Genomic DNA, 20,965 nt, shown 5'->3' on the forward strand with positions numbered 1-20,965 from the left:
CTTCGACTTCGCATCATCGGTGCACGCGCCAGCGCCGATGGGCCGGCCAGGCCGCAGCGACTCCGGGCTGGTGCATCGATCCCGGTACGACGAAAGGAATGCAATGGAGATGGAACAGCTCTGCAAGGGGCGGGTGGTCGTCATCACCGGCGCTGGCTGCGGCCTCGGCCGCGCATACGCGCTGGAGTTCGCGCGCCAGGGCGCCAAAGTGGTTGTCAACGACCTTGGCACCCAGTCCGACGGCACGGGCATCATGAGCGCCGCCCGGCCGCCCGAAGGCGCTCATACCGCAGCCGAAGGCGGAGGTACTCCATCCTTCGCCGCCCGGCCGCCCGAAGGCGCTCATACCGTAGCCGAGGGCGAAGGTGCTCCAGTGAACGCCCCGGCGCAGCAAGTGGTGGCCGAGATCCGCGCCCTGGGCGGCGAGGCCGTTGCCAACACCGACGACGTGTCCGACTGGGAGGGCGCACGGCGGCTGATCCAGACCGCGATCACCACGTTCGGTGCGCTCGATGTGCTGGTCAACAACGCCGGCATCCTGCGCGACAAGGCGCTCGTCAACATGGACATCGCAGACTTCGATGCGGTGATCCGCGTCCATCTGCGCGGCACCTTTGCCCCGATGCGCCACGCCGCGATGTACTGGCGCGGGCAGGCCAAGGCTGGCCGCCAGCGCATGGCGCGCGTCATCAACACCAGTTCGTCGTCCGGCCTGTACGGCATCGTCGGGCAGACCAACTACGGCCCGGCCAAGGCCGGCATCGCCAACATGAGCATCGTGGCCGCGCGCGAACTGGAGCGCTATGGCGTGACGGTGAATGCGATCTACCCCACCGCGATGAGCCGCCTCACCGAGGATTTGTTCAAGAGCGGCAGGCTCGACCCCAAGGCCAGGGGCGGCCCCGGCTTCGATCCGCTGGACGCGGCAAACGTTGCGCCGCTGGTCGTCTGGCTCGGCAGTGTGTCGTCGCAGGGCGTCACTGGCCGCGTGTTTGGCGCCAAGGGCGGCCGCATCACGGTGGCCGAGGGCTGGCATGCCGGCCCCCATATCGAAAAACAGGGGCGCTGGAGCGTGTCCGAACTCGCGCAGAGGCTGCCCGATCTCGTCCGGCGCGCGGCGCCCAATGCCGAACTGAGCGGCGAAATCCCGATGGCGGAGGCCTGACGCATGAATGCGAACAAGTACAAACCCAAGCCGGTTCCGGTCCCGACGCCGGTCACCCAGCCGTTCTGGGACGGCACGCGCGCCGGCGAGCTGCGTTTGCAGCAATGCAAGGCCTGTCTCCGGCATGTGATGTATCCGCGCTTGCGCTGCCCGCAGTGCGGCGCAGCCGGGATGCACTGGATCCGCGCCACCGGTCGCGGGCGCCTGTATTCCTACGTCATCAATCACTTCGCGGCGCCGGGCTGGGAGGGCGAGACGCCCTATGTGATTGCCGTGGTCGAACTCGAGGAGGGGCCGCGCATGCTGTCCAATCTGGTGGGCGTGGCGCCCCGGCCCGAATGCCTCACGCTCGACATGCCGCTGGAGGTGGTGTTCGAGGGGCGCGGCGATCAGACGCTGCCGATGTTCAAGCCGGCGCCGGCGAGGGTGCCCCGATGAGCCGGAAGCAACACGCGGTCGCCATTGCCGGCGCCGCCGAAACCGATCTCGGCGCGTTGCCGCAGCTGTCCGAGCTGGACCTGCGCGCCGACGCCGCCCACCGCGCGCTGGCCGATGCCGGCCTGACGCTGGCCGATGTCGACGGCATCACCAGTGCCGTCGATTCGCCGATCGATGTGGCGCACTACCTTGGCATCACGCCCTCGTGGTATGACGGCACCTCGGTCGGCGGCTGCTCGTTCCTGGTCCATGTGCGCCATGCGGCCGCAGCCATCCACGCCGGACTGTGCACGACGGTGCTGGTGCTGCACGGCCAGTCGGGCCGCTCTCATGTCGGCCGGGTGCCCCGGCCTGCGGCGCCCTTCACGATGGCGGGGCAGTTCGAGACGCCCTACGGTGTCGCGACGCCGCCCAACATGTTCACGCTGCCGATGCTGCGCTTCATGAAGGAGACCGGCACGACGCACGAGCAATTGGCCGAGGTGGTGGTGGCGCAAAGCCACTGGGCGCAGGGCAACCCGCGCGCCAGTCGCAACAAACTGCTCACCGTCGGGGACGTGCTGGCCTCGCCGATGATCGCCTACCCGTTTCACAAGCTCGAATGCTGCGTGGTCACCGATGGCGGCGGCGCGCTGCTCATCACGTCGGCAGAACGCGCGCGCGACCTGCGCCGCTGCGGCACGCCGGTGTACCTGCGCGGGGCGGGCGAGTCCTGCGACAGCCCGCTGGTCTCGATGATGGACGACATGACGCGCGCAAAGGGCTTTCGCCTGTCCAGCCGGGCAGCCTTTGCGCAGGCGGGCATCCGCCATGCCGATGTCGATCACCTGATGATCTACGATGCGTTCGCCCACTTGCCGCTGTACGGGCTGGAGGACATGGGTTTCGTCGGTCGGGGCGAGGCCGGCGCGTTCATCGCCGAGGGCCACACGCGGCCCGGCGGGCGCCTGCCGCTCAACACCCATGGCGGCGGCCTGCTCTACACGCACACCGGCATGTACGGCATGTTTGCGATCCTGGAGTCGGTGCGCCAGTTGCGCGGCGAGGCCTTCCGCCAGGTCGAGCATGTGCGCACCAGCGTGGTCCAGGGCGTGGGCGGCATGTTCACCGCCGCAGCCACACTGGTGCTGTCCAACCAGAGCGATTGAGGCGGCGACGCGATGGCGGCCCCGAAATACCTCGGCGACTTCGCCGTCCTGACGCCGGACAAGCCGGCCGTCATCAACGGCACCACTGGCGCGAGCCTGAGCTACCGCGAACTGGAGGAGCGCTCCAACCGGTTCGCGCAATACCTGTATGCGCTCGGCCTGCGGCGCGGCGAGCGCATTGCGATGCTGCTCGAGAACCATCTGCGCTGCTTCGAGGTGGCGTGGGCGGCATTCCGTTCGGGCCTGTTGCTGACGGCGGTCAACCGCTACCTGACCGCCGACGAGGCGGCCTACATCATCACGGACAGCGATGCGCGCGTCGTCGTTTCCTCGTTCGCGATGCGCGCTTTGGCGGCGCAGCTCAGTTGCGCCATGCCCGCTTGCGAGCGCCGCCTGATGCTCGACGGAACGATCCCGGGCTGGGACAGCTACGAGCAGGCCATTGCCGCCGCATCCGCTGCGCGCCTGGCCGACGAGTGGCTCGGCGCCACCATGTTCTACAGTTCCGGCACCACTGGCCGTCCCAAGGGCGTGGTGCGCGCGCAAAGGGCCTGCCGGATCGATGAGGCCCCGGACCTGGACACACGCATGGCGATGATGCGCCACTACCTGTTCACGGCCGAATCGATATACCTCTCGCCGGCGCCGCTGTACCACGCGGCACCGCTGAACTACACGACCAACGTGCAGTTTTGCGGCGGCACGGTGGTCTTCATGGAGAAATTCGAGCCGATGCCGGCGCTGGCGCTGATCGATCGCTACCGCATCACCCACAGCCAATGGGTGCCGACGATGTTCATCCGGCTGCTCAAGCTCTCACCCGGACAGCGCGCCGGATTCGATCTGCGCAGCCACCGCGTCGCCATCCACGCAGCCGCGCCCTGTCCGGTGGAAGTCAAACGCCAGATGATCGAATGGTGGGGCCCGATCGTGCACGAGTACTACGGCGGCAGCGAGGGCGCCGGCCTCACCGCCATCGACAGCCATGAAGCGCTCGCGCGGCCAGGCTCGGTCGGCAAGGCGTTGCAGGGCGTGATCCACATCTGCGCAGGGGACGGGCAGGGCCGGCCATTGCCCGCCGGGCAGGACGGGCTGGTCTATTTCGAGCGCGACGCGCAGCCCTTCCACTACCACAAGGACCCCGAGAAGACGCGCGCCGCGCAGCACCCGTGCCACCCGTTGTGGTCGACCCTCGGCGACATCGGCCATCTCGACGCGGACGGCTACCTGTATCTGACCGATCGCCAGTCCTTCATGATCATTTCGGGCGGGGTCAACATCTATCCGCAGGCCATCGAGAACGCATTGGCGCTGCATCCGGGCGTAGCTGACGTGGCCGTGATCGGCGTGCCCGATCCGGAGATGGGCGAAGCGGTCAAGGTCGTCATCGAGCCTGCCGCAGGCGTGCTGCCATCGGCCGCGCTGGCGGAAGAACTGCTGGCTTTCGTGCGCGGCAAGGTCGCGCGATTCATGGTGCCGCGCTCGCTCGACTTCATCGACCAGATGCCGCGCCTGCCCACCGGCAAGCTCTACAAGCAGGTGCTGCGCGAACGCTACGCGAAAGCGCCGGGGCAGCCGGATCACCCCGATCACCCCGCCTCGCACACCGCCCCCGCCGCCTAGTGTCGCGTCACCGATCATCTGTCGGTCTGCGCTGGCCATCGAAGCGCATCGCGGCGTTGCATCGCTTGCCAATACGCTCGGTATGGGCTGCGCGATGCGCCTTGCGCTGCGCTCCGATGGCTGCGCGCAGCCTGCGACATCTGATCGGTGACACGACACGAGCGGGAGCACGCCGATGATTTCGGGCGGGGCCTGACCCCGATGGCGCCACGCCGGCAGGCGCGCCGGCACCCGTGCCCGCCTGGCCGGAAAAGGAGGCGCGGGCGGCCGGCAGCAGCCCGGTCGTCGGGCGGCTGCGCAAGGGCTGCCGCGCAGGGATGGACTGAGCGCGGCGCGCCATCGACCGGCCGGTCGCACCAGGCCGACTGGCCAATACGGCTAGTGATCTCCGCCGGTCGATGGACGATCATGGGACGGGCGCGGCAGGGTTTGCCCCGAGGCCGCCGTTTGCCAGCAGATGCACCGACAGGAGCTTCCAGTGGATGTGAATCGCACGGTTTTTCGCGCAGACCACGAAATGCTGCGGCCCAGCGCGCGGCGCTTTTTTGAACGCGAGTGCGTTCCACGCCAAGCCGAATGGGACCAGGCCGGCAGGATCGACCGCCAGACCTGGCTCAAGGCCGGCCGCGAGGGCCTGCTTTGCGTGGCGGTGCCGGCCGAGTACGGCGGCGGCGGGGGCGACTTCGGCCATGCGGCGATCGTCCTCGAGGAGGCGCACCGCGCGGGGGTGTCGGGCGCGGGCTTTTCGCTGCACTCGGACATCATCGCGCCCTACATCGTGCGCCTGGGCACCGAGGCACAGAAACAAAAATGGCTGCCGGGCATTTGCCGTGGCGAGCAGATCCTGGCCGTGGCCATCACCGAGCCGGGGGGTGGCTCGGATGTCAAGGCGATGCGCACCACCGCAGTGCGCGACGGCGATGAATACGTCATCGATGGCAGCAAGATTTTCATCAGCAACGGCTTGAACTGCGACATGGTCTTGCTGGTGTGCAAGACCTCGCCGGCCGCCGGCGCCAAGGGGGTGAGTCTGATCATGGTCGAGGCCGACCGCGCGGGTTTTCGCCGTGGCCGCAAGCTCGATAAGGTGGGCCAGCCCGCAGCCGATACCGCCGAGCTGTTCTTCGACAATCTGCGCGTCCCCGTTGCCAATCTCCTCGGCCAGGAGAACCAGGGCTTCGCCTACCTGATGCAGGAGTTGGCCCAGGAGCGCTTGATCATCGCCCTGTACGCAGCCGTCGCGCTCGAGCGCCTGCTCGGCCTCACGCTGGAGTATGTGAAGCAGCGCCGCGCGTTCGAGCAGACCGTGTGGGATTTCCAGAACACCAAGTTCAAGCTGGCCGATGTCAAGGCGCAGTCGGTTGCCGTGCGCACGATGGTCGACTACTACCTCGGCGAACACCTGCGCCGCAAACTCAGCGTGCAGGAGGCCGCCATTGCCAAGATGTACGCCACGGAGGCGCTGTGGAAATGCCTCGACGACATGGTGCAACTGCACGGCGGCTATGGCTACATGCTGGAGTACCCGATCGCGCGCGCCTTCGCGGACTACCGCGTTTCGCGCGTGGTCGGCGGCGCCAACGAAGTCATGCGCGACCTCATCGCGCGCAAGCTGTGAGCCGGCCATGGGTGAAAAATAACGGACAAGCGCCATGCTCGATCGGAACCTGATTGGCCACAGCTTCGGCAAGCGCAGCCTTGTCGTCGAGGAAGGCGCCGTGCGCTCGTATGCGCAGGCCATCGGCGAGACCGATGCGACCTGCTTCGACCCGTCTGCGGCGCGCGCTGCCGGCCACCGTGCGCTGCGCGTTCCGCCCACCTTCCTGTCATGTCTGGAAGGGCGTCTGTTCCCGACGCGCGCGCTGCTGGAGCTGGCCGGCATCGACCTCGAGCGCCTGCTGCACGCGGAGCAGTCCTACGAATACCACGCGCAAGCCTACGCCGGCGACACCCTCAGCTACGAGCAGAAGATCGTCGACATCTACGACAAGAAGGGCGGAGCACTCGAGTTCCTGGTCAAGCAGACGCGCGTCAGCAACCAGGACGGCGTGCACATCGCCGATCTGCGCGCAGCCCTGGTGCAGCGCCAACTCGTGAAGGCATGACAACATGGCCACCCCGGCATTGCAAGACATGCAGGTGGGCGACAGCATCCCCGCGCTGCAGTTGCCCGCGATCTCCCGCACCACGCTGGCGCTGTATGCCGGCGCCTCGGGCGACCACAACCCGATCCACATCGACATCGACTTCGCCCGCAGCGCCGGCCTCGACGACGTGTTTGCGCACGGCATGCTCTCGGCCGCCTATGTCGGGCGGCTGGTCACGGACTGGGCCGGGCAGCAGCGGCTGCGCCGCCTGCATCTGCGCTTTACCGGCATTACCCGGGTGCACGACGCGCCGCTGTGCACCGGCCGCGTGGTCGAGCGCTTCACGCACGGCGGCGAATTGCGCTTGCGCCTGCAACTGCAATGCGTCAACCAGACGGGCGACGTGAAGATCCTCGGCGAAGCCGTGGTGGCCGCCCTTTGATCCCCCTCCACCTATGTTCTGCATCCCGGAGTCGAGCTGCGCCACCGGCCAGACGCTGATCGGCGGCGCCGGTCGCGGCGGCTTTCAGGGCGGGTGCCGCGCATCCCCGGGCAGAAGAAGGCCGGCGTCCCGGGGGCACGGCAGGGCCTGCGCCGACCTGCACCGCAACGGAGACAGCATGAGCCATTCCATCGTTCGCCTTCGGGCGCGTCGTCCCTTTGTTGCCCTTGCCTTTGCCTTTGCCACCGCCTCTGCCGCCCTTGGCGGCCTCCTCGCGCTGGCGCACACGCAGGCCATGGCCCAGGACTACCCGGTGCGCCCGGTCCGCATCGTGTCGGTGACCAGCGCCGGCTCCGGCGTCGATGGCTTTTCACGCCTGATGGCCAGCTACCTCGGCGAGCGGCTCGGGCAGGGTGTCTTCATCGAGAACAGGCCGGGCGCCAACTCCATTCTGGCCTGCGATTACGTCGCCAAGGCCGCGCCCGACGGCTATACCTTGCTCCTCGCATCGGCCAGCGCGCTGGCCGCCAATCCGTATCTTTTCAAGAACCTGCCGTACAACGCCAACGAGGACTTCGCTCCGATCGCGCGCTTGAGCGCGCTGCCGGTCACCATCGTCGTGCCGGCCACCTCGCCGTACCGCAGCCTGGCCGACCTGGCAGACGCGGCGCACGACAGGCCCGGCAAGCTCAACTTCGGCACCAGCACCACGGGCTACCGCACGATGCTCGGCGCCATCAACGGCGCTGCCAGGATCGACGCCGTCGATGTGCCCTACAAGGGGACAAGCAACCTGCTGCCCGACCTGGTTGGCGGCACCATCGACTACGGCATCCTCGAAGTCTCGACCGCAGTGCCGCTGGTGCGGGCGAACAAGCTGCGCGCGCTCGTGGTGACCAGCCCGGCCCGTGTGGCGACCCTGGAAGATGTGCCGACGCTGGCCGAAGCGGGCCTCGGAGAGGCCACCTTGGTGAGTTGGGTCGGCCTGTTCGCACCGGCCGGCACCCCGCAGCCGGTCATCGACAAGCTGTCGATGCTGGCGCTCGAATTTGTCCAGACGCCCGAAGCCGCAGCGCACTTCGCACAGCTCGGCACCATCGCCTATCCGGCCGGCGCGAGCGAGTTCGCCAAAGCCATCGTCGAAGACCAGGCCCAATGGAAGCGCTACATCACTGCGGCCGGTATCCAGGCCGAGTGAGCGGGCAGTTCGTTCGCAGGCGCGCAGATCGGCGCCCGCCAGGTCTTTCCCGACGAGGGTTTCAGGGAGCCGCCGTCAGCGCAATCGCCAGCCGCGTGGGCATCCTGAAAGGACTGGTGCGCGCCAGAAACCCCGCCCGCACCCGACACGGGCCGTGGCGCACCGGGAAAGCACAGGGAATCAGCGCAGCGTTGTGTCCATTGGGGCCGGCCTCGCCGTGCCGGGCGATCCGTTCCACCCGGAAAACAGCGCCTCATCCGAGCGCGCCCGGATCACACGGCAGGCGGCGTGCCGTGGCGTTGCCGCCGCGCGCTCACCTCCAACTCCACCTTGGCGCCCTCGACCGCGAGCGCGCAGCACAAGGTGGTGTTGGCCGGGCGGTTGTGCCCCAAGCGCCGGCGCAGCACCTGGCTGACGGCGAGCACATCGGCGCGATCGGCCAGGTAGACGCGCACGCGCAGCACGTCGGCCAGCGTGGCTTGCGCCTGGGCCAGCGCGGCTTCGATGGTGTCCAGCGCCAGTTCGCATTGGGCGCTGGCCGAGGGCGGGAATTGGCCGCTGGCAAAGTCCTGCCCGATGGTGCCGGATACCAGAATATCGTCACCATCGACCACGGCGCGTGAATAGCCGGCCAGTTCTTCCCAGCGCGATCCGCTCTGGATGAAGCGCCGCCCGGCGCCCGGTGCGTTGGTGGTTTTCATAGCGGCTTGAATCCGGTCTCGCGGATGACCTGGCCCCAGTGCTGCGAGGCGTCGATCACCCATTGCTGCACTTCCTTGGCGGGCGCTGCCGCGACCTCGTTGCCCATCTTGGCCAGGCGCTCTTGCAGATCGGGCTGTGCCAGCACGGCGTGCATCGCCTGGTCGAACTGCGCGACGAATTCCGCTGGCAGGCCCTTGGGCCCGAAGAAGGCCAGCCAGGGGTTTTTCTCCAGTCTCTTGAAGCCGAGTTCGGCAAAGGTGGGAATCTCCGGTGCGATGCGGCTGCGCTCGGTGCCCGAACTGGCCAGGATGCAGACCTTGCCGGCGCGGTGGTGTTCGATCAGTTCGGTCATCGAGGCAATGCCTATCGGCACCTGGCCGGCCAGCAAGTCCTGCACCATCGGCGCGCCGCCCTTGTAGGGCACGGGATTGAGCGCCACGCCGAACGACTGCCCGACGATCTGGCCGATGAACTGCGGCACGCTGCCGGCGGCGGGGATGCCGTAGTTCGCCTGGCTGCTGTGGGCCTTCATCCAGGCGCCAAGCGCGGGCAGGGTCTTGATCCGGGTGCTGCTGCCCACGGCCAGCACGTTGTAGTACTTGGCCACGCCAGCCAGCGCAGTGAAGTCGTTCACCGGGTGGTAGCCGGCAGCGGCGACGGTCAGTGGAATGATCACCTGCGTGTGGTCGATGGACAGCATGATCGTGGCGCCGTCGGGCGGCGCGGCCTTGAGCAACTGCGCTGCGATCTGCCCGCCGGCGCCGGACTGGTTCTGGACGATGAAGACCTGGCCGTCCATCTGCTTGCCAAGCCTGTCGATCAGGGCGCGCGCCACCACATCGGTCGCACCGCCCGGCGGAAACCCGACCAGCACGCGGATCGGCCCGGCAGCGGCGGCATAGGGCTTGGCCCGTGCGGTCAGAGGTGCCAGGGGCGCCGACAGTGCGGGTGCCAGCAAGGTGGCAGCCAGGGTCTGGCCGAAATCGCGTCGATTCATCGGGCTTCTCCGCAGGGGTTGCAAACAGGGGTGGCGGGTGGTTGCGCTGCCTGCAACAGCCGCAGTTGCGCCTGGATCAGCAGCACCTCGACCTCGTGGCAGCGCACCAGGCGCAGCCAGCGGGCATCGTCCATGTCGCCGGGGCGCTCGGCGTGCAGGCTGATGCGGCATGAGGCGCCATCGGGGCGTGGGGCGCCATCGGCATGTAGCGTCCCGGGCGTGTGCACGGGCTGCACCGTGGCGCGGATGCGCGCAGTCAGCGCGTTGGGCGAGCGGCCGACATGGTAGACCACGCTCGCTGGAGTACCTGCGCCTTCGGCTACGGTATGGGCGCCTTCGGGCGGCCGGGCGGCGCTCAATGGAGTACCTGCGCCTTCGGCTGCGGTATGAGCGCCTTCGGGCGGCCGGGCGGCGCTCGGGCGCTGCGGCTCCACCACGGGTCGCACCCAGGTGGGCTGGCCGTCGAACAGCGAGTGGCCGCGCACCAGGCCGTCGTCGGCGCTGTCGTCGTCCGGTTCGGTCTGCCAGCAACCCAGCGCCCAGCGGCCGAGTTGGCGGCCATCGGCCAAAAAGGCCAGTGCCAGCGCTGCCGGTACGCAGCAAGTGACCGATGCTCGATGACTGCGGCCGCCAGCCTGGCCAGCCGCCGGGGTGCAGGTTGGGACAGGTTGGTCGATCATCGTGTCAACCGTGCCAGTTCGCGCAAAGCGCCGACCACCTCGTCGGCCTGGTTGTAGAAATGCGGCGCGATGCGGATCACGTCGTTGCGGGCCGATACCACATAGCCCGATTGCAGCATTTGGGCCTCGACCCGCGCCGCGTTCGGAATGTGGATGGCGGTGTTCGCGCCCTTGGCGACGGGCGCACCGCAGGCCCCCGGACTGGCCACCGACAGGCCCAGGCGCGCGGCTTCCTCCAGGGCCAGGGCAGACAGTTCGGCCAGATAGGCCTCGATGGCCGGGATGCCGATCTCGTTGAGCAGGGCCATGCTGGCGCGCGCCGCGCAGGCGCACATCATCGGCGGCGTGCCGGTGTTGAAGCGTGCAGCGCCGTCGGCGAAGTCCAGATGCAGCGGGTCGAAGGCGAACGGATCGACCCGGCCAAACCAGCCCGTGATCGTGGGCCTGAGCCGCTGCGCGAGCGTTGGCCGGACATAGAGAAAGGCAATGCCCGGAATGCCCAGCAGGTACTTTTGCGCGCCGGCGGCCAGCATGTCGAGCTCTTGTGCGCGCACATCGATGCTGACGGCCCCGGCCGACTGGTAGGCATCGACGAACTGCAGCGCGCCCTGCGCCCGCGCTGCGCGGCCGGTGGCCGCGATGTCAACGATCTGGCCGTCGTAGAAGCAGACCTGCGACACCGACACCAGCGCGGTGCGCGCGCCAATGGCCTCGGCGATCTGCGCGCTGGTGCGCGTGCCGCCGGCTTGCGCTTGCACGAAGCGCACCTGCGCGCCGCGTGGCTGCTGCGCAAGCCAGACATGGCACAGCGACGGGAAGTCCAGCGTGGTGGTGACGATCTCGCGCCGTTCAGCGCTGAAGTCCAAGGCCGAGGCGATGCTCGAGGCTGCGTCCGAGACGCTGCCCAGCACTGCCACATCGCCCGGCTCGGCATGGATCATGCGTGCGAACTCGGCGCGGGCCAGCGCCACCTGCTCCATCCAGTAGCCCCAGTCCGCGCCGCGCTGCAGCCAGACCTCCAGGTAATCATCGATGGCGCGGCGCACCGGCAAGCTCAGCGCGCTTTGCGAGCAACTGGAGAGCTGGGCCGTCCGCTGCAAAATCGGGAACAGTTTCCGGTAGGAAGAAAAGGGGTGCTTCATATGACAGCCTTGCGCGCCGGCAAGGCCCTGTGGTGATGGATGGCTGATGCAGCAAAGCGCGAACGACACCCATTGCAGCAACGGCACGGCAACCCCCTCCGCGTGGATCGAAGTGCCGCATTTCGGCTGGGAGCCGCTGCTGGCTGCGGGCGCACCCGGCGTGCGCTTGCGCAAGGGCCAGACACTGTTTTCGCAGGGCCAGGCAGTGCAGCATGTCTATGTGGTCGAGCAAGGGCGCGTGCGACTGATGCTGCTGTCGGCGGCCGGGCACGAAAAGCACCTGGCCATCGTCGGCACGCGCGGCATGGTCGGCGAATGCAGTGCCTTCCTCGACGGACGGCATTCGATGACGGCCATGGCCTCGTCGGACGTGCTGGTCAGGCAGATCGGTCGCCAGCAGTTGCGCGACGCCATGGAGCGCGACCCGGGCTGCCTGCGCCAGGTGCTCTGGCTGGCCAACATGAAGCTGCGCATCATCGCCAACCAGAACCTGCTGCTGAGCCAGGCCACGGCCGCGCAGCGCGTGCTGCACCACCTGGTGCAGTTGGCCGACACCTACGGCCAGGCGGTGGACGGCGGCACGTTGATCGGCGTCGCGTTCACGCACCAGGAGATGGCCAACATCACCGGCCTGAGCCGGGTCATGGTCTCGAACGTGCTGATAGCGCTGCACGAGCAAGGGCTGATCGGTAAAAGCAAGTTGCATTGCGTGATTCGGGACATGCAGGCACTGAGGCGACGCGCAGCCGGTTCGTGAAGGGGCCGGTTGGTCGATGGGGCGCGTCTCGGACTGCGTTGCAGTCTAGACAGGCCGTGCAAGGCCGTATGTCAATGGCTTGACAAGCGCCGCCATTTTTCGCGCGCCCCCAAAGCCAATCACTCAATAACTGCGCCCGCCCTTGTACATCGCATGCTGGCGGCGGTTCAACGGGGTGGCCGCGCCCAGGCGGCCCATGGCAGGGCCGACATGGGCGTGGGTGATGGCCAGCCCCAGGCCGTCGGCCGCATCGGTGCCGGGCAGCGCAGGCAGGTGCAGCAGACGGCGCACCATCTCCTGCACTTGGCTCTTGGCCGCGCGGCCATGGCCGACCACGGCTTTTTTCATTTGCAGCGCGGTGTACTCGGCCACCGGCAAGTGGCTGGCCACCAAGGCCGTGATACAGGCCCCGCGCGCCTGGCCCAGCAGCAGGGTCGATTGCGGATTGACGTTGACGAACACGATTTCGACAGCGGCCGCATCGGGCTGGTAGCGCGCCGCCAGCTCGGTGATCCCGTCGAACAGTATCTTCAGGCGCCCGGGCAGGTCGCCCAGCGCCAGCGAGGTGGTGCGTATGGTGCCGCTGGCCACATAGCGCAGTTGCTGGCCGTCGATGTCCACCACGCCAAAGCCGGTGGTCTGAAGCCCCGGGTCGATGCCAAGAATGCGCATATTGCTGTTTGTTTGATGGCGGCTGGCGCGTGCAGATCATGCGCTTGAAGCCGGGTTTCTTGTGAAGCCCGGCGGACAGCCTTTGCGGCTACCCGCCAGGATGCCGCAGCGAAGGGAAAGCGGCGGCAACGCCATCGGCGTCGAGAGCATTGGGAATGTCGCCGACTGCGGCCATGGCCATCGCTTCCGCTACATCGACCGCATGGCTGCCGGGGTTGTCCTCAAGATTTCCTGCGTGGCGATTTTACAGCAGGCATCCGCAATATGGTTTCAGGCTCACGGACAAGAACCGATTCTGCGCTTCCCCATGGATAAACCCACTTCTTCCAGTTCGCAATGAGCCACGCGGTACTCAGACCACCGGCGCTCTGTAGCACAGATTCCTTTGGAAAGACGACAGGCACCAACCCTGATTTGTGGCCTGAGGCAACGAGCAAGCCAGACCTGCCTTCAAATGAGTCCGCGTCGACCACGATGAAGTCAACAACCGGATCTGGATACCAAGTCAAGCACCCAACTGCGTCGTCCCATTCCTGCTCCGGCGGGGGTACGGAAGGAACCCGCAGAATACAGCCTCGCCGGATAACATCGCTGCCGTAGGTCGTCAAGGTGCGCCAATTGCTCATTGTGTGAGGCCTGTTTTGACGGCTGCTGTTTTTCCAACGCTGTGATTTTACAGCAGGCATCCGCAATATGCTTTCAGGGTCACGAATGAGAACCGATTCCGCATTTCCCCGTGGATAAACCCACTTTTTCCAGTTCGCAATGAGCCATGCGGTACTCAGTCCGTAAACGTAGCCCTTCGGCAGGGATTCCTCTGGAAAAATGACATGCATCAACCCTGCTTTATCGCCTGATGCAACGAGTAAGCCAGAAGCACCGTAAGGATCAGCCCCAAACGGCATCGCCTCGACCACGATGAAGCCCATCACCGAATCCGGATACCAAGTTGGGTCTGGCGGGGATACGGAAGGAACCCGCAGGACACAGCCTCGCCAGATGATATCGGCTTCGTCACCGTATGCCGCATGAGCGTATTCCGCAAGAGTGAACCATTTGTTCATCATTTCCTCAAATTATATCCGCCACTTCGGTCGAGGGAGCGTGGAACAAGTTCCAGGTCGAGGCTCCAGATATCACATTTTCAATGGCATCGACCAACGGCATAAAAATACATGCCATGCCTCGGAAGATCAAGCAATATTATTGTGGAGTTAAACAAACGCCCAGGGCTGGGACGTGCCAACGCCGATCGGTCAGAGCGCCACGCAATCATATTGGTTGCGTGATATAGGTATGGACTTACATGTTCCAGAAATGCATGGATTTGAAATTTCCTACGGTCTGCGTTGTGATCTCGTAACAGGCATCCGTAATATGGTTTCCGACTCACGGACAAGAACCGATTCTGCGCTTCCCCATGGATAAACCCACTTCTTCCAATTCGCAATGAGCCACGCGGTACTCAGACCCCTGGCATCACCTTCCGGTATGGATTCCTTTGGAAAAATGACATATACCACCCCTGCTTTGTGGCCTGAGGCAACGAGCAAGCCAGACCTGCCTTCAAATGAGTCCGCGTCGACTACGATGAAGTCAATAACCGGGTCCGGATACCAAGTGAAAACATCAACTGAATCGTCCCATTCTTGCTCTGGCGGGGATGCGGAAGGAACCCGCAGAATACAGCCTCGCTTGACAACATCGCTGCCGTAGGTCGTCAAGGTGCGCCAATTGCTCATTGTGTGAGGCCTGTTTTGACGGCTGCTGGTTTTCCAGCGCTGCGATTTTACAGCAGGCATCCGCAATAGGGTTTCAGGCTCACGAATGAGAACCGATTCCGCATTTCCCCGTGGATAAACCCACTTTTTCCAGTTCGCAATGAGCCATGCGGTACTCAGTCCGTAAACGTAGCCCTTCGGCAGGGATTCCTTTGGAAAAATGACATGCACCAACCCTGCTTTATGGCCTGATGCAACGAGTAAGCCAGAAACACCGTGAGGTTCAGCCCCAAACGGCATCGCCTCGACCACGATGAAGCCCATCACCGGATCCGGATACCAAGTTGGGTCTGGCGGGGATACGGAAGGAACCCGCAGGACACAGCCTCGCCAGATGATATCGGCTTCGTCACCGTATGCCGCATGAGCGTATTCCGCAAGAGTGAACCATTTGTTCATCATTTCCTCAAATTATGTCCGCCACTTCGGTCGAGGGAGCGTGGAATAAGTTCCAGGTCGAGGCTCCAGATATCACATTTTCAATGGCATCGACCAACGGTATAAAAATACATGCCATGCCTCGGAAGATCAAGCAATATTATTGTGGAGTTAAACAAACGCCCGGGGCTGGGATGTGCCAACGCAGATCGATCAGAGCGCCACGCAATCATATTGGTTGCGTGATATAGGTATGGACTTACATGTTCCAGAAATGCATGAATTTGAAATTTCCTACGGCCTGCGTTGTGATTTCGTAACAGGCATCCGTAATATGGTTTCAGGCTCACGGACAAGAACCGATTCTGCGCTTCCCCATGGATAAACCCACTTCTGCCAGTTCGCAATGAGCCACGCGGTACTCAGACCACCTGCGCTCTGTAGCACAGATTCCTTTGGAAAGACGACAGGCACCAATCCTGATTTGTGGCCTGAGGCAACGAGCAAGCCAGACCTGCCTTCAAATGATTCCGCATCGACCACGATGAAGTCAACAACCGGATCTGGATACCAAGTCAAGCACCCAACTGCGTCGTCCCATTCCTGCTCCGGCGGGGGTACGGAAGGAACCCGCAGAATACAGCCTCGCCGGATAACATCGCTGCCGTAGGTCGTCAAGGTGCGCCAATTGCTCATTGTGTGAGGCCTGTTTTGACGGCTGCTGGTTTTCCAGCGCTGCGATTTTACAGCAGGCATCCGCAATAGGGTTTCAGGGTCACGAATGAGAACCGATTCCGCATTTCCCCGTGGATAAACCCACTTTTTCCAGTTCGCAATGAGCCATGCGGTACTCAGTCCGTAAACGTAGCCCTTCGGCAGGGATTCCTTTGGAAAAATGACATGCATCAACCCTGCTTTATGGCCTGATGCAACGAGTAAGCCAGAAACACCGTAAGGTTCAGCCCCAAACGGCATCGCCTCGACCACGATGAAGCCCATCACCGGATCCGGATACCAAGTTGGGTCTGGCGGGGATACGGAAGGAACCCGCAAGACACAGCCTCGCCTGATGATATCGGCTTCGTCACCGCATGCCGCATGAGCGTATTCCGCAAGAGTGAGCCATTTGTTCATCATTTCCTCAAATTATGTCTGCCACTTCGGTCGAGGGAGTGTGGAATAAGTTCCATGTCGATATTATACTCGCCCATGTGATTGCCGTGTCGATCTATCTTTTCAAATGTGCCATGGTATGTATCCACAGAATACTTAATACCATCAGGAGCATCATATACATCGCGTTTGTTCATTCGTGAAAGACGCGAATTCTTTTTCCATCCATTGTTTTTTGCCACCTCAGCAAGTTTCGACCGGATTCTTGCTATGCGCTCGTTATGATGCAAATTTCTGAGCGAAGCATGGAATGCCCGTGCCGCCCCTTTGGGCTCTGCAGCCTCCCGATAGGCCTTGATCCCTGTAGAAGCCCCACCCGGCACTCCAGGCACTGTGGTGGCCGCAGCATCCAGGGTTATTCCAGCGAGATCGATAGCCGCATTGGCCCAGTTACCGGCACGGGCATTGTCGACGAGGCTTTGAAAACCCAGGGCCAGATTAAAGGCATCCCACACCGTCTCGGCAATCTTGCCGTCGGGGTCTACATATTTGTTGGGATTGTTGTTTGCATATGCATAGCGATTGAAGCTGTGCGGCTGCTCTGGCACCAGGTCTTTGGGGTCCATGCCGGTAAAGCGCCCGGTCAACGGCATGTAATAGCGGGCTCCCATGTATGACAGCCCGGTGTTGGCATCATAGGGTTTGCCCGTAAACCACAGTTTGTTGCCGGCGCTGGCGTTGGGCAACTGCTGCCGTTGCCCATAGGGCAGGTAGCTTTCTTTCCAGATCACGGCGCCGCTGGCATTGGTCGCCATCATCGGCGTGCCGGCAATGTCGTTGTGAAAATACGTGATGGTGGTCTGCGCCATCGCGCTGGCCCCAAGAACTGCAAAACTCAGCCGCAGAGCCACGCGGGCCAGAAGGCGGGGCCAGCCGGAGTGCAATACGCTTGTCATTGTGCGGACTCCTTCTGGGCAATACGCTTGCCGTTCAGATAGATGTACTGAATCAATTTTCCAGGGAATCCCGGGGTGTATTCGGCAAGCAGGTTTCCATGCACCCCATGGAACTCATGGGTCTTGATACCGCCTTGAGTGACACTCGTCCGCTTCTGATTTCCGTCGTACATGTACTGCACACTGTTCGCAGGGTTTGCACAATTGACGCATCTGAGATTGGGCACTGCATCATAGGTGAACGTCCGTCCTCCGCCGCTGGTGATGTTGCCCAGCGCATCGTAGGCATAGGCGGTTGACAGTGTCGCCGGCGATGCGCTCAAACCGCTCAATCGATTATTGCCATCGTAATGGTAGGTCAGTCGTGTTCCGGGGAGATTCTGGGCCGTGATGTTTCCGACTCCGTCGTAATATATATACCCCGTTCCCTGCGGAGTTGTGACGCTGGTCAGTCGGTCCATGCTGTCAAAGCCGAATGTGCGGTTGTACTGGGCATCTGTGGAATCATTGATCGCAGTCAGGTTGCCCACCGCATCGTAGCTGAAAATGGAGCGTCCATAGTAGCTGCCAGCGTGCGAGGTGATGAATGAGCTGGGCCACAACCGGGAGTTTTGTCCATATTCAGATTGGGTACCGTTCGCATACGATATTCTCCGAATCTGTCCGGATGGCCAATAACTGACGGCATCGACATACCCTGTGATCGAAGTAGGGCGCCCGAGGTTGTCGACCCCATACCAGACCGTATCGCCAGAGTGGGGATATACGATGGATGTCAATTGGTCGTTTCCGTTGTATGCATATCGTGCAGTCCAGGATATTCCGTCCGAAGAAAGCTGCTCGCTCTTGAGGTTGCCATTGCCATCATAGGTAAAGTAACGTGCCGCATCCGAAGAGGTGGTGCTCAACAGCCGATGCGCACCATCATATGAGTGAGCAACGGAAGGTGTGGAATCGGGATAAACAATATTTTGCAACCGGTTCTGTTGGTCATATGCATACCGGATGGTTCCGGCAGATCCCGTGCTTTTTGATGTCATGTTTCCTGCCGCGTCACGGCCATAGCTGGTAGTTCCCGACTCGGGATGGAAAGCAGAGATCAAATGGCCGGCATCGTTGTATGTGTAATTTCTGGTCACTCCATTTTGTACTGCAGAAGTGATCAAATCCTTGCTGTTGCGACTGTAGCGGACACTGGCGCTGCTCTCGGGCGTGTTCACTTCCAGCAAAAATACCTTGTCGGGATCGCCATAAGCCCGATAGTTGTAGGTCGTCGCGTTGCCGCGTTCATCCCGGATGGTTTTGGAGCCAGCGTCATGGCTGATGGTTTTGGCGGAGCCATCGGCATTCCGGATTTGGATCACCCGGTGCAGACCGTCGTAAGAATAGGTACCCCCGGAGTCATTGTTGGGGTCAGACACGAACGTGATTCGTCCGAGCGCATCGACCGTGTATGAGGTTGAAATTCCACCGTGATTCACATGGGTGACGTAACCTGATCCATCGTAGGTACTGGTCTCGACAAGTGATCCGCGTGTGACGGTGCGGGTATTGGTTCCGTAGCTGATGCTCACCCCGTTCCCGACGGGAAGATCGATTGACGTGATTCGATTCAAGCCATCGTAGTCGTAGCGGGTCGTGTGACCACTGCCATCGGTTTCAGAGACGACATTCCCTGCATCGCTGACTTGCCGATAGACGTAGATACCCTCGGGCTGGCTTTCGTTTTGTGGAATGCCACGCATGTGATTTGAATAGCGATAGGTCAACGACCTGGGGAAGGTGATGCTGTTCACATTTCCTTGCGTGTCATGGCTGCGGCTGACGGTGATGCCATTCCTGGTTTCCGTGATCAGATTGCCTCTGCTGTCGAAAGATCGGGTGACTGAATTTCCGTAGGAGCTCTCGTTCTGTACCTGCCGGATGATCCACTTTGCGGTGTTGATGTAGTAGCTCACGGTCGTCGTTCTGTTCCCCCGGTTCGGACCTGACTCCACGATCGAGCGTGGATTGCCATGGCTGTCAAAATTGCTGTAATCGGTGCGGTATGTTCCCCCATCGCGGATGATCGTCTTCTGCGTCAAAAGCGGGGCGTTGGTTTGCAGGTAGTCGAACTTGGTGACAAATGCACCCGGGCGAACGTAGGTTTCCGATGAGATTTGCTGTCCCTGCCATTGGTACTGCTCTATCTGTGTATTTCCAATCCTTTTTTCTGCCAGCAATCCGACCTTCCAGACATTGCCCGGGCCTGCATACATTGGCCCGATATGCTTGTAGGTTGTCGTTCCTGCGGCGTTGGTCACGGTGGTGGTATCGAGCGATCCTGCGCCACCCGGTGAATAGCTGAAAGTCCAGCTTCCGCCTGTGCTCAATGATTTGCTGCGGACGACATTGGACCGGCTGCCAGGGTTTGATTGGGAGTCAAAATATACGTGGTCATATTCGTAGTAGATGGTTCCGTTGTAGGGGGTCTTTGCCAACCGCATGAGATAGCTGCCTGCTGCAAAACCATTGTTGCCATTATAGGTATATGCCCATGTATGGCCGTCCGGTCTCGTGACACTGGCCAGTTGATGAACCCCGGTAATTCCGGAGGACTGATAATTGTATTGCCAGGTTTGCCCGGCACTGGTGATGCTGCGAATTCTTGCGGATGCAGTTCCCGAATCATGATAGCTGAATGATACCGAGCGCCCATCGTTGGTCGCGATACTGCGAATCTCGGGGCTGGCTGTGGTTGCATAATCAATGGAAATATAGTTGCCATTGCGGTCCGTGATCTTTTTGGTATGCCACTCATAAACAGGCGAGATTCTGGAACTGGCACCAAGGGCCTGTGTCATTTCATAAATCACGCCATCGGGAGAGGTGATGATCAGACCGTTGCCTCCTGGAGGGCATTCTGCTTTCCAGCGCTGCGCCGTCAGCGCCATCGGAGAGACCTGTCCGGTGAATGTCAGCAGTTGTCGACTGCCGTCCGGAAGCTCCAGAACCGGATTGTCAGCAATGGTGAGCCGGTTCATGTTGACGCAAGGCAGGCTTTCACGCGCTCTCAGGATGCGGCCAAAATGGATCGTCCATCCCCAGCCCGCGGTTGTCTTTGGCGCAGTTGCATTGGCGGGGTCGACATTGCTGCTGTTGTAGGATCGAACGATTTGAAGATCAAACCCGCCATTGCCCGGAATGCGGATATCCACATAGTGGCGCTGCAAAGATCCGGTGAATGGATCGATATTCTCGTGATGGCTCTGATTGACGAAATCGCGATTCGACTGGAGGCCGGGCTCTTTGTAGAAATCCGGTATGACTTCCTGCGCACTGGCGGCCCCGGCGCCAGCGAGCAGGAGCAACCAAAAACGCCGGATGATTTTCTTCAGCATTGTGCTTCCTGATTTGATCGGTTTCCAGGGTCGAACCACCTGGCACAGGCAGGGCCAAGGTGGTTCGCTCTTGCACGGTGAGTATATGCCAAAGTTACCAAATCAAACAAATGTCCCTTCGTGTTACTTGCACACGGGATTTTGTTGACAAACATGAAGGATGGGGGCATATGCCGGGGCCTGTCATCCGTCGAGACGCGCAAAGCCTGCTGCCGGTTCGCGCCAGCCGTCCTGCGCTGCTCTGAAAAGTGCGCGCCTCTTGGTTGGGCGCTCCATTGCCGGCAATGCGCGCACCTGCCACAGGTG

At 62.7% G+C, this 20,965-nt stretch carries 20 protein-coding genes; 10 read left to right on the forward strand and 10 right to left on the reverse strand.

Features of this window, described 5'->3' with window-relative positions:
- Positions 1–109: 109 nt before the first annotated feature.
- From VEIS_RS14285 to VEIS_RS14320, 9 genes are all read left to right on the forward strand, one after another.
- Positions 110–1,165 carry an SDR family NAD(P)-dependent oxidoreductase gene (locus VEIS_RS14285; RefSeq protein WP_011810665.1) on the forward strand — a complete coding sequence of 352 codons (1,056 nt, stop codon included), beginning with the start codon at positions 110–112 and terminating at the stop codon, positions 1,163–1,165.
- Positions 1,166–1,168: 3 nt separating this feature from the next.
- Positions 1,169–1,603, forward strand: coding sequence for a Zn-ribbon domain-containing OB-fold protein (locus tag VEIS_RS14290; protein WP_011810666.1), 435 nt, complete (start codon positions 1,169–1,171; stop codon positions 1,601–1,603).
- Complete coding sequence (locus VEIS_RS14295) at positions 1,600–2,751, forward strand: thiolase C-terminal domain-containing protein (protein ID WP_011810667.1); 1,152 nt, start codon at positions 1,600–1,602, stop codon at positions 2,749–2,751. The genes VEIS_RS14290 and VEIS_RS14295 overlap by 4 nt, the downstream gene beginning before the upstream one ends.
- A 12-nt stretch (positions 2,752–2,763) precedes the next feature.
- Positions 2,764–4,374: an acyl-CoA synthetase gene (locus tag VEIS_RS14300; RefSeq protein ID WP_011810668.1), complete on the forward strand. Its 1,611-nt coding sequence runs from the start codon at positions 2,764–2,766 to the stop codon at positions 4,372–4,374.
- Complete coding sequence (locus VEIS_RS26400; protein ID WP_232287696.1) at positions 4,374–4,553, forward strand: hypothetical protein; 180 nt, start codon at positions 4,374–4,376, stop codon at positions 4,551–4,553. The genes VEIS_RS14300 and VEIS_RS26400 overlap by 1 nt, the downstream gene beginning before the upstream one ends.
- A gap of 299 nt (positions 4,554–4,852) precedes the next feature.
- A complete protein-coding gene (locus VEIS_RS14305; protein WP_011810670.1) occupies positions 4,853–5,992 on the forward strand; it encodes an acyl-CoA dehydrogenase family protein in 1,140 nt (379 codons plus the stop codon).
- Between the two features lie 34 nt (positions 5,993–6,026).
- Positions 6,027–6,479: a MaoC family dehydratase N-terminal domain-containing protein gene (locus VEIS_RS14310; protein WP_011810671.1), complete on the forward strand. Its 453-nt coding sequence runs from the start codon at positions 6,027–6,029 to the stop codon at positions 6,477–6,479.
- 4 nt (positions 6,480–6,483) lie between these two features.
- Positions 6,484–6,903 carry a MaoC family dehydratase gene (locus tag VEIS_RS14315; protein WP_011810672.1) on the forward strand — a complete coding sequence of 140 codons (420 nt, stop codon included), beginning with the start codon at positions 6,484–6,486 and terminating at the stop codon, positions 6,901–6,903.
- Between the two features lie 178 nt (positions 6,904–7,081).
- Complete coding sequence (locus VEIS_RS14320; protein ID WP_049774075.1) at positions 7,082–8,101, forward strand: Bug family tripartite tricarboxylate transporter substrate binding protein; 1,020 nt, start codon at positions 7,082–7,084, stop codon at positions 8,099–8,101.
- 272 nt (positions 8,102–8,373) lie between these two features.
- On the opposite strand, the gene VEIS_RS14325 is transcribed toward VEIS_RS14320, so the two are convergent.
- The 4 genes from VEIS_RS14325 to VEIS_RS14345 are packed head-to-tail and all read right to left on the reverse strand — an operon-like array spanning position 8,374 to position 11,622.
- Complete coding sequence (locus VEIS_RS14325) at positions 8,374–8,802, reverse strand: RidA family protein (protein ID WP_011810674.1); 429 nt, start codon at positions 8,800–8,802, stop codon at positions 8,374–8,376.
- Positions 8,799–9,800, reverse strand: a complete 1,002-nt coding sequence (locus tag VEIS_RS14330; protein WP_011810675.1) for a Bug family tripartite tricarboxylate transporter substrate binding protein — start codon at positions 9,798–9,800, stop codon at positions 8,799–8,801. The genes VEIS_RS14325 and VEIS_RS14330 overlap by 4 nt, the downstream gene beginning before the upstream one ends.
- The gene (locus VEIS_RS24840) at positions 9,797–10,480 is read right to left on the reverse strand and encodes a hypothetical protein (RefSeq protein ID WP_011810676.1); all 684 of its coding nucleotides are present in this window, start codon (positions 10,478–10,480) and stop codon (positions 9,797–9,799) included. Before VEIS_RS24840 ends, VEIS_RS14330 begins: the two co-directional genes overlap by 4 nt.
- Complete coding sequence (locus VEIS_RS14345) at positions 10,477–11,622, reverse strand: aminotransferase class V-fold PLP-dependent enzyme (protein WP_011810677.1); 1,146 nt, start codon at positions 11,620–11,622, stop codon at positions 10,477–10,479. The genes VEIS_RS24840 and VEIS_RS14345 overlap by 4 nt, the downstream gene beginning before the upstream one ends.
- A 46-nt stretch (positions 11,623–11,668) precedes the next feature.
- Here VEIS_RS14345 and VEIS_RS14350 point away from each other — a divergent pair, with 46 nt between their 5' ends.
- Positions 11,669–12,379, forward strand: coding sequence for a Crp/Fnr family transcriptional regulator (locus VEIS_RS14350; protein WP_083758635.1), 711 nt, complete (start codon positions 11,669–11,671; stop codon positions 12,377–12,379).
- A gap of 123 nt (positions 12,380–12,502) precedes the next feature.
- On the opposite strand, the gene ruvC is transcribed toward VEIS_RS14350, so the two are convergent.
- The 6 genes from ruvC to VEIS_RS24845 form a co-directional block, all read right to left on the reverse strand.
- Entirely contained in the window at positions 12,503–13,051 is a 549-nt protein-coding gene (gene ruvC, locus VEIS_RS14355) for a crossover junction endodeoxyribonuclease RuvC (RefSeq protein WP_011810679.1), read from the reverse strand.
- Between the two features lie 221 nt (positions 13,052–13,272).
- A complete protein-coding gene (gene imm45 / locus VEIS_RS26405; protein WP_232287697.1) occupies positions 13,273–14,115 on the reverse strand; it encodes an Imm45 family immunity protein in 843 nt (280 codons plus the stop codon).
- A gap of 273 nt (positions 14,116–14,388) precedes the next feature.
- A complete protein-coding gene (gene imm45 / locus VEIS_RS26410; protein WP_232287698.1) occupies positions 14,389–15,231 on the reverse strand; it encodes an Imm45 family immunity protein in 843 nt (280 codons plus the stop codon).
- A gap of 273 nt (positions 15,232–15,504) precedes the next feature.
- The gene (gene imm45 / locus VEIS_RS26415; RefSeq protein WP_232287699.1) at positions 15,505–16,344 is read right to left on the reverse strand and encodes an Imm45 family immunity protein; all 840 of its coding nucleotides are present in this window, start codon (positions 16,342–16,344) and stop codon (positions 15,505–15,507) included.
- Complete coding sequence (locus VEIS_RS28795) at positions 16,344–17,279, reverse strand: RHS repeat domain-containing protein (RefSeq protein ID WP_011810683.1); 936 nt, start codon at positions 17,277–17,279, stop codon at positions 16,344–16,346. The genes imm45 (VEIS_RS26415) and VEIS_RS28795 overlap by 1 nt, the downstream gene beginning before the upstream one ends.
- Positions 17,276–20,659 (reverse strand): RHS repeat domain-containing protein, encoded by a 3,384-nt coding sequence (locus VEIS_RS24845; protein WP_011810684.1) that lies wholly within the window; start codon positions 20,657–20,659, stop codon positions 17,276–17,278. Before VEIS_RS24845 ends, VEIS_RS28795 begins: the two co-directional genes overlap by 4 nt.
- Between the last annotated feature and the right edge of the window lie 306 nt (positions 20,660–20,965).

Source organism: Verminephrobacter eiseniae EF01-2, assembly GCF_000015565.1.
In the GTDB taxonomy this organism is placed as follows: domain Bacteria; phylum Pseudomonadota; class Gammaproteobacteria; order Burkholderiales; family Burkholderiaceae_C; genus Acidovorax; species Acidovorax eiseniae.

Coding starts and splice junctions, on each gene's coding strand:
- VEIS_RS14285 (WP_011810665.1), top strand. CDS start 110: ATGGAACAGCTCTGCAAGGGGCGGGTGGTCGTCATCACCGGCGCTGGC.
- VEIS_RS14290 (WP_011810666.1), top strand. CDS start 1,169: ATGAATGCGAACAAGTACAAACCCAAGCCGGTTCCGGTCCCGACGCCG.
- VEIS_RS14295 (WP_011810667.1), top strand. CDS start 1,600: ATGAGCCGGAAGCAACACGCGGTCGCCATTGCCGGCGCCGCCGAAACC.
- VEIS_RS14300 (WP_011810668.1), top strand. CDS start 2,764: ATGGCGGCCCCGAAATACCTCGGCGACTTCGCCGTCCTGACGCCGGAC.
- VEIS_RS14310 (WP_011810671.1), top strand. CDS start 6,027: ATGCTCGATCGGAACCTGATTGGCCACAGCTTCGGCAAGCGCAGCCTT.
- VEIS_RS14315 (WP_011810672.1), top strand. CDS start 6,484: ATGGCCACCCCGGCATTGCAAGACATGCAGGTGGGCGACAGCATCCCC.
- VEIS_RS14320 (WP_049774075.1), top strand. CDS start 7,082: ATGAGCCATTCCATCGTTCGCCTTCGGGCGCGTCGTCCCTTTGTTGCC.
- VEIS_RS14325 (WP_011810674.1), bottom strand. CDS start 8,802: ATGAAAACCACCAACGCACCGGGCGCCGGGCGGCGCTTCATCCAGAGC.
- VEIS_RS14330 (WP_011810675.1), bottom strand. CDS start 9,800: ATGAATCGACGCGATTTCGGCCAGACCCTGGCTGCCACCTTGCTGGCA.
- VEIS_RS24840 (WP_011810676.1), bottom strand. CDS start 10,480: ATGATCGACCAACCTGTCCCAACCTGCACCCCGGCGGCTGGCCAGGCT.
- VEIS_RS14345 (WP_011810677.1), bottom strand. CDS start 11,622: ATGAAGCACCCCTTTTCTTCCTACCGGAAACTGTTCCCGATTTTGCAG.
- VEIS_RS14350 (WP_083758635.1), top strand. CDS start 11,669: ATGCAGCAAAGCGCGAACGACACCCATTGCAGCAACGGCACGGCAACC.
- ruvC (WP_011810679.1), bottom strand. CDS start 13,051: ATGCGCATTCTTGGCATCGACCCGGGGCTTCAGACCACCGGCTTTGGC.
- imm45 (WP_232287697.1), bottom strand. CDS start 14,115: ATGAACAAATGGTTCACTCTTGCGGAATACGCTCATGCGGCATACGGT.
- imm45 (WP_232287698.1), bottom strand. CDS start 15,231: ATGAACAAATGGTTCACTCTTGCGGAATACGCTCATGCGGCATACGGT.
- imm45 (WP_232287699.1), bottom strand. CDS start 16,344: ATGAACAAATGGCTCACTCTTGCGGAATACGCTCATGCGGCATGCGGT.
- VEIS_RS28795 (WP_011810683.1), bottom strand. CDS start 17,279: ATGACAAGCGTATTGCACTCCGGCTGGCCCCGCCTTCTGGCCCGCGTG.
- VEIS_RS24845 (WP_011810684.1), bottom strand. CDS start 20,659: ATGCTGAAGAAAATCATCCGGCGTTTTTGGTTGCTCCTGCTCGCTGGC.